This is a genomic window from Burkholderia sp. BCC1999, from assembly GCF_905339975.1.
Taxonomy (GTDB): Bacteria; Pseudomonadota; Gammaproteobacteria; order Burkholderiales; family Burkholderiaceae; genus Burkholderia.
On sequence record NZ_CAJPHP010000056.1, the window covers coordinates 1 to 1,448 of the forward strand.

Annotated in this window: 1 protein-coding gene; it reads left to right on the forward strand. The window is 56.4% G+C overall.

The window, feature by feature from the left end:
* Window positions 1–51: 51 nt before the first annotated feature.
* Window positions 52–1,415, forward strand: a protein-coding gene (locus U5809_RS34520) for an IS3 family transposase (protein ID WP_322089842.1) whose coding sequence is annotated in 2 segments (ribosomal slippage) — window positions 52–514 and window positions 514–1,415 — 1,365 coding nt in all. Because the reading frame shifts where the segments join, the coding sequence is not laid out codon by codon here.
* Window positions 1,416–1,448: the final 33 nt, after the last annotated feature.

Here is a 1,448-nt window from a genome sequence, read left to right on the forward strand (position 1 = left end):
TGAACTGCACCCCAAAAGTTGGACATCGGTCCAACCTTTGGGGTGTTTTTCATGGCGAAGTACGATCAGCAGTTCAAGCAGCGACTAGTTAAAGCCTACTTGCGTGGGGAGGCTGGATGTAAGGCGCTATCGGCGCGCCACGGAATCCATTACGCACTACTGGAACGGTGGGTTGCGGCATATCGCGAACATGGCGCCGCCGGTCTGCGCCGAAAGTACGGCGACTACGACGCCCGGTTCAAGATGCAGGTTTTGCAGCGGATGAGGGACGAGGATCTGCCGGTCCGGCAGATCATGGCCTTGTTCGATATTCGGTCGCCAGGAAGCATAGCGAAGTGGTCCCGCCTGTATGATGAGGGCGGTATTGATGCTCTGGCGCCCCGCCCACGTGGTCGCCCGCGAAAGATGACTATTACTCAGCCAGACAAGCCCACCGAGGATAAGACGTCGGACACGCGTACGCGCGAGGATCTGCTCAAAGAAAACGAGTATCTGCGAGCGGAGGTGGCCTACCTAAAAAAGCTCGATGCGCTGCTGCAGGCGAAGAAGCAAGCAGCGCAAAAGAAAAAACGCAAATAGTCCAGGCGCTGCGGCATTGCCACCCGATCGCTATCTTGTTGAAGGTGGCTGCGTTAGCGCGCAGCACCTTCTACTACCAGCTCAATGCGCTGGAGGTTGAGGATCGGCACGCGAGTCTCAAGACGGAGATTCGGACCATCTACGATCATCACCGAGGTCGTTACGGATACCGACGCGTCGCGGACGTGATCCGACAGACAGGGCGATTGATCAACCGCAAGAAAATCCAACGGCTCATGCAGCAGCTTCAGTTGAAATCCGTGGTGCGCCCCAAGAAATACCGTTCCTGGAAAGGCGAAGTCGGCCAGGCAGCGCCGAATCTGCTGGCACGCCAGTTTGAAGCCGAACGACCCAATCAGAAGTGGGTCACGGATGTCACGGAATTCAACGTGGGTGGGCAGAAGCTGTACCTGTCGCCCGTACTGGACCTGTATAACGGTGAGATCGTTGCCCACCAGATCGAGCAGCGACCGTGCTTCGAATTGGTCAGTGGCATGCTGAAGAAGGCACTGAGGGTACTCAAGCACAAGGAGCAACCGCTACTGCATTCGGATCAGGGGTGGCAGTACCGCATGCCAGCTTACCGACGCGCGCTTGAGCATCACGGGCTCACGCAAAGCATGTCGCGCAAGGGCAATTGCCTCGACAATGCGGCCATGGAAAGCTTCTTCGGCACGCTCAAATCCGAGTGCTTCAGGCTTGAGCACTTCACCTGTGTGGATCAATTGCGCGATGCCCTTGAGCAATACATTCATTACTACAATCACGAACGCATCAAGCAGAAACTGAAAGGGCTGAGTCCCGTGCAATACAGGACTCAGCCCTTGGCCGCCTAGTCTTTAACTGTCCAACTTTGCGGGGTCAGTTCA